Source organism: Blastomonas sp. CCH1-A6 (assembly GCF_001556365.1).
In the GTDB taxonomy this organism is placed as follows: Bacteria; Pseudomonadota; Alphaproteobacteria; order Sphingomonadales; family Sphingomonadaceae; genus Blastomonas; species Blastomonas ursincola.
This window is the reverse complement of sequence record NZ_LSIS01000481.1, coordinates 1-4,289: the sequence shown is the minus strand read 5'-3', so window position 1 is coordinate 4,289 and position 4,289 is coordinate 1. Positions and strand designations below refer to the sequence as shown.

Annotated in this window: 8 protein-coding genes and 1 pseudogene; 4 read left to right on the top strand and 5 right to left on the bottom strand. The window is 65.3% G+C overall.

Translation table 11 applies throughout. From position 1 onward, the window contains the following. The 4 genes from AX735_RS21530 to AX735_RS21515 all read left to right on the top strand — a co-directional run. A partial coding sequence (locus tag AX735_RS21530) for a universal stress protein (RefSeq protein WP_202189638.1) occupies positions 1-206 on the top strand: 206 nt, incomplete at its 5' end. A gap of 154 nt (positions 207-360) precedes the next feature. Further along, positions 361-555: a TraR/DksA family transcriptional regulator gene (locus tag AX735_RS21525; RefSeq protein WP_004213295.1), complete on the top strand. Its 195-nt coding sequence runs from the start codon at positions 361-363 to the stop codon at positions 553-555. 18 nt (positions 556-573) lie between these two features. Beyond that, positions 574-807, top strand: a complete 234-nt coding sequence (locus AX735_RS21520) for a cold-shock protein (protein WP_004213294.1) — start codon at positions 574-576, stop codon at positions 805-807. Positions 808-1,181: 374 nt separating this feature from the next. Beyond that, positions 1,182-1,322, top strand: coding sequence for a hypothetical protein (locus AX735_RS21515; RefSeq protein ID WP_231372554.1), 141 nt, complete (start codon positions 1,182-1,184; stop codon positions 1,320-1,322). Here the strand turns inward: AX735_RS21515 and AX735_RS21510 are convergent. The 5 genes and pseudogenes from AX735_RS21510 to AX735_RS21490 all read right to left on the bottom strand — a co-directional run. Continuing rightward, a complete protein-coding gene (locus AX735_RS21510) occupies positions 1,307-1,711 on the bottom strand; it encodes a hypothetical protein (RefSeq protein WP_010409157.1) in 405 nt (134 codons plus the stop codon). The two genes, AX735_RS21515 and AX735_RS21510, sit on opposite strands and share 16 nt — an antisense overlap. 96 nt (positions 1,712-1,807) lie before the next feature. Then, the gene (locus AX735_RS21505) at positions 1,808-2,299 is read right to left on the bottom strand and encodes a hypothetical protein (protein ID WP_010409155.1); all 492 of its coding nucleotides are present in this window, start codon (positions 2,297-2,299) and stop codon (positions 1,808-1,810) included. Then, positions 2,296-2,793 (bottom strand): hypothetical protein, encoded by a 498-nt coding sequence (locus tag AX735_RS21500; protein ID WP_010409153.1) that lies wholly within the window; start codon positions 2,791-2,793, stop codon positions 2,296-2,298. The genes AX735_RS21505 and AX735_RS21500 overlap by 4 nt, the downstream gene beginning before the upstream one ends. Next, positions 2,790-3,944, bottom strand: a complete 1,155-nt coding sequence (locus tag AX735_RS21495) for a nuclease-related domain-containing protein (RefSeq protein ID WP_010409151.1) — start codon at positions 3,942-3,944, stop codon at positions 2,790-2,792. Before AX735_RS21495 ends, AX735_RS21500 begins: the two co-directional genes overlap by 4 nt. Then, a pseudogene (locus tag AX735_RS21490) lies at positions 3,941-4,289 on the bottom strand (CsgG/HfaB family protein); the annotation flags it as partial. The gene AX735_RS21495 and the pseudogene AX735_RS21490, both read right to left, overlap by 4 nt.

The following is a 4,289-nucleotide window of genomic DNA, read 5'->3' as shown; positions in this document are numbered from 1 at the left end:
CGGCAGCAACGCTGCCCGCCTGTTCCGAAACCGTCCTGCGTGACGGCAAGGTCGATGCGGTGATCGGCGATCATATGGCGGCGCATCCCGGCGCGATGCTGGTGATGGGTGCCTATGGACACTCGCCGCTTCGCACCCTGGTCGTCGGCAGCACGACGACAACGATGATCCGCACCGTTCGCGCCCCGGTACTGTTGGTACGCTGACATAGCCGGGGACGCGCCGGACCTTGATGCGCGGCGTCGGCAACTGCTGGCGCTTCGCGATCAGCTCGTCGCCGATGATGCGGCGGCCGAGGAAACGCGCGCCCCGGTCACGCTCGATCAGGAAAGCGTCGGCCGCCTGTCGCGGATCGACGCCATGCAGGTGCAGGCAATGGCACTGGCGGCGCAGCGGCACCGGCAAGCCGAATGTAGCCGCATCGACGCCGCACTGATGCGGATCGACAGCGGCGATTATGGCTGGTGCGTCCGCTGTGGTGAGGAAATCGAGGCCAAGCGCCTCGATCGTGCGCCCGCGACGACGATGTGCCTCGCCTGCGCCAAGGAGGGCTAGGCCCGAAAGGAAGGCATCATGCCGACCGGAACGATCAAATACCTCGACCGTGGTGGGGCCTGGGGCTTCATCTCTCGTGACGACAAGCAGCCCAAGGTCTTTGTCCACGTCCGAGCGGCGGAGCGCGCCGGGTTCACTGAGCTACGGCGCGGGCAGCGATGGCGCTTCACGCTCGTCGAGCGCCCCAAGGGCGGGTTTGAGGCCGATGATCTGGAAATGCTGTTCGACGAACCGCCCCCGCCCGGACGATAAGCAGTTTCCCAAAAACGAAGGTCGCGTGGGACGGCTGACGGCGGGAAGGCGCGCTCGATGGCAACGAGGGCGCCATTTTCCCGAAATGTGTTCCCGATTGGCTTTTCCCGAAACTGCCCGGTGCAGATGGAGAAACGGGACAACCTATGGCCGTCTGATCGACCTCCCCTTGGCGGTCGAAGCTGTTGGCAGATAACGTGAGTGCGACGCCTCGTTTGCGAGCAGCGCCGGATGATGGCGAGCACATTGGCAGCTAATTCGAGCACGGTGCCACGCGCCAGTGGCAGATAGCGTGAGCAGGAAATAGCGCTGTTGGCGAGCAGACACCGCTACGATTGCAAGCCCCTACAAATATCCGTCCCAATCCGGGTGACATGCCCGAGAAGGCGACGTTCATCCCGAAGCCCTTCTCGGCTGCGATCGTCCACGAGCACCTCCGCAGGACGCTGCCTGACGGCAAGAAGCCCGCGCCGCTGAAGAATGCGGTGACGACGCCGGTTCAGCCGGGAGCCTGAGCCACCCCTGCCGAGGCGAGCAACTGCGCGTCGGTCGCGTCGCGGTTGTCGATCCACCATTTGGCGTCCGCGATGCCGAGCAGCGCCGCGCCGGTTTCGACGCTATCGAGAGGTTGATCCTTGCGCAGCAAGGCGATCCGTTTCGCGCGAATGGTCGTTGCCCAGCTGACCTGTCGTTCCGAGCCGTTGAGCGGCGCCAGCGACAGATGGGCAACGGCTTGTTGCGAGGCCGCGGCGTCGCGCTCGTTCTCTTCCTGGCGCTGCTTGCGGTAGCACGCGCCGCAGACCGTCGTGCGCAGCCAGGTGGCCTTGCGCTCCTGCTGCGACGCGAACCCGGCAATGAAATGGGTTTGCTCATGGCCGCAGGTGTGGGTGATGCGATGGTCCATGACGTTCAGCCTGTCATATGGGCCGGATTTGTTCCAGCGGGATTGAGTCGAGCCGTTCGGTTCCGGCGACCGATGCTCGCGGCATGAAGATGGCGATCACGACCCGAGTGGGCTGCTCATCACCAGCACGGTCGCGCGCGCGATCGGCGCCGGCGCTACGCCGGCTCTGAAGGGGGCGACCGCCCCCCACCGCAGCGACTTGGCGACGGGGCGATAGCTGACCGGATGGATGCCATCCCGGCTCGGTTGCGCCCGCAGCGGGATGACGGTGTCGCCGAAACGTGCCGCGATCGACGTGACAATGGATGACGCGCGCAGGTCGTAGGGGGCAAGCCAGGCCACCTTGACGGCGGTGGTTCGCCGCCTGAGCGCAAGAAGGTTGGTTGGGAGCGCCGGACTGGCGGCATCGTTCGACCCGAGTGCGATGAGGGCGACGGTGGCGGCCGAAGCGCCCCTCACCCGCCGCTCGATCTCGGCCGAACCGGCACCCACGCGCGCATGAACCTCGCAGCGTATGCCCTGTGCTGCCAATGCCTGCGCCGTGCCGACCGCGGTGCTGTCGCCCAGGATCAGGCAGAAGGGAATCATGGCCGACCAGCCTGATGGGCAAGCGGTTTTCGTGGAGTGGTCATGTCGCCGTAGGCAAGTAGCCCGAAGATGGCGACAGCACAGCCGGCGATGCCGAACGCTGCGCGTGCCAGCCCGATCAGCCGCGCCTTGCGACCCTTGCGAAGGTGGTTCCACCCTCGATCGAGCGAGGTACGCCAGGACAGCCAGCCATCGCCGATATCGCTCGCGCCGAACATCGCGATGGGGATCGCGACGGCCAGCATGATATGCCGGATGTCGGCGCGGGCGATCACGATGGCGAGAAAGGTCGCGACCAGAATGAACAGCGCGATGGCGTTGATGACGCTGTAGAGCGGGCGCAGCCGAAAGATCCGACGCGAGGGCGCAGCGAGGTAGCGCACGATCGGACGGCGGCAGGTGTCGCAGACCAGCATGTGCTGCCCCAGCGGCCAGCGGCGCATCGCCTCATGGCAATACGGGCATTCGGGCCGGGGCAGGCTGATCATATTCATGCGACGTGGCCGACCCTGATCGCATCGGGAAGTGCAGCCCGGATCACGTCGGCGACGTCGGGCACGCAGATCCAGTTGGAGAATCTCGGGTTCCAGATCGCCTTGCCCTTGCACAACGCGGAAAGAACCTCCCTGCCGATCTCATCGTCGCGCGCGGCCCTGAATGCGATGCGGCCATCTGGCAGTGTCCGCTCGACGATCCCGGCGCATACCTCGATAGGTGCGCCCGCCTTGACGGGAACCGCCTTGGCAGGGGGCGATACCTCCAAAACGGTGCATTCAACCGCTACCGATGTGGAGGGACTTTGCGCCGGATGAACAGTGACAGGCTCTGCCTCGACGTACGGCGGCAATTCCGGCACAGACGCGGCCTGGACGATGGGCATGTTGATCGGCCCAGACGGGTCGCCGGTATGAGACGTATCGGCGGCGTCCGTGCTGTCAGGAACGATGCCGAGGCGGGTATAGATATCGCCCTCCTGGACATGGTCGGCGATGAGCTGGTCGGCGATCTCGACCATCTGCGCGGCGGTGACGCCGGTCGAAAACATTCGTCCCAGGGGCGATGACCCGCCGAACGGCACCCAGGCTTTGTAAAGGTTGTCGCATTTGTAGATCGGCTCGTCGCTGCCGATTTTGGAACGGTCGATCATCGCGGTGGGCGGAACGGACACGAATACGCCGACCTCCGCGAACGCCCTGTCATGCCCTTTTCGCTTCAGCCACGCCTGCAGCACCTTGCGTTGTCGTTTGGCCTGTTCGACCGGATTGGGGATGTTCTGCGGCTGACGTTGCGAGCGATACCAGACCATCCATTCGCCATGCTCGTTCTTCGAGATCCGGCCAGAGTAGTTCTTGGATTCGAAGATCGAGGCGGTGCGCGACGCCCGCGACAGCAGGATATGATCGAACTGCGCGAACCCGCCCTGCCCGTCCGGCAGGCGCAGATCGTGGATAAGCAGGTTGCGGTCGTTGTCAGGCCCGAATTGGTGATCGAGCATATAGGCGGTCTCGCGCTCGCCCCGCATCCCCTGGCGATGGTTCCGCACCGTCGATCGCACGCGCTCGGGGAGAGCCGCGAACTCGTCGGACGCCATCACTTCGTCGGCAAATGCGATCTCGGCCGCGCGGGTCGATTTCTTGCGGATCATCGTTTCGGCGTTCCCGGATTTGGCTGCGGCAGCGGTTGAACCGCCTGCGCCGGTAGCGGCGCGGAGGCGGGAGGCACCATTGCGGGCGGCTTGGCCGGCACCAGCCTCGCCTCGAGCCGTGGCCGTGCATCCTCGATCAGCTTGCGGAACGCATCGAGCGTCGCCAGCGTGGTGATCTTGCCGATGTCGGTCGAGGCGTAGCTTCCACCGAGCGCACCCACGCCAAGGCCGAGCAACAGCCCACCGCCCACGACGCCGATATCCTTCTTGCGCGCCGACCCGCTGGCGACCGCTTCCTGGATGCCGGTGTTCACGTCGACCAGCGTCATCCTGTCTCTTATACAC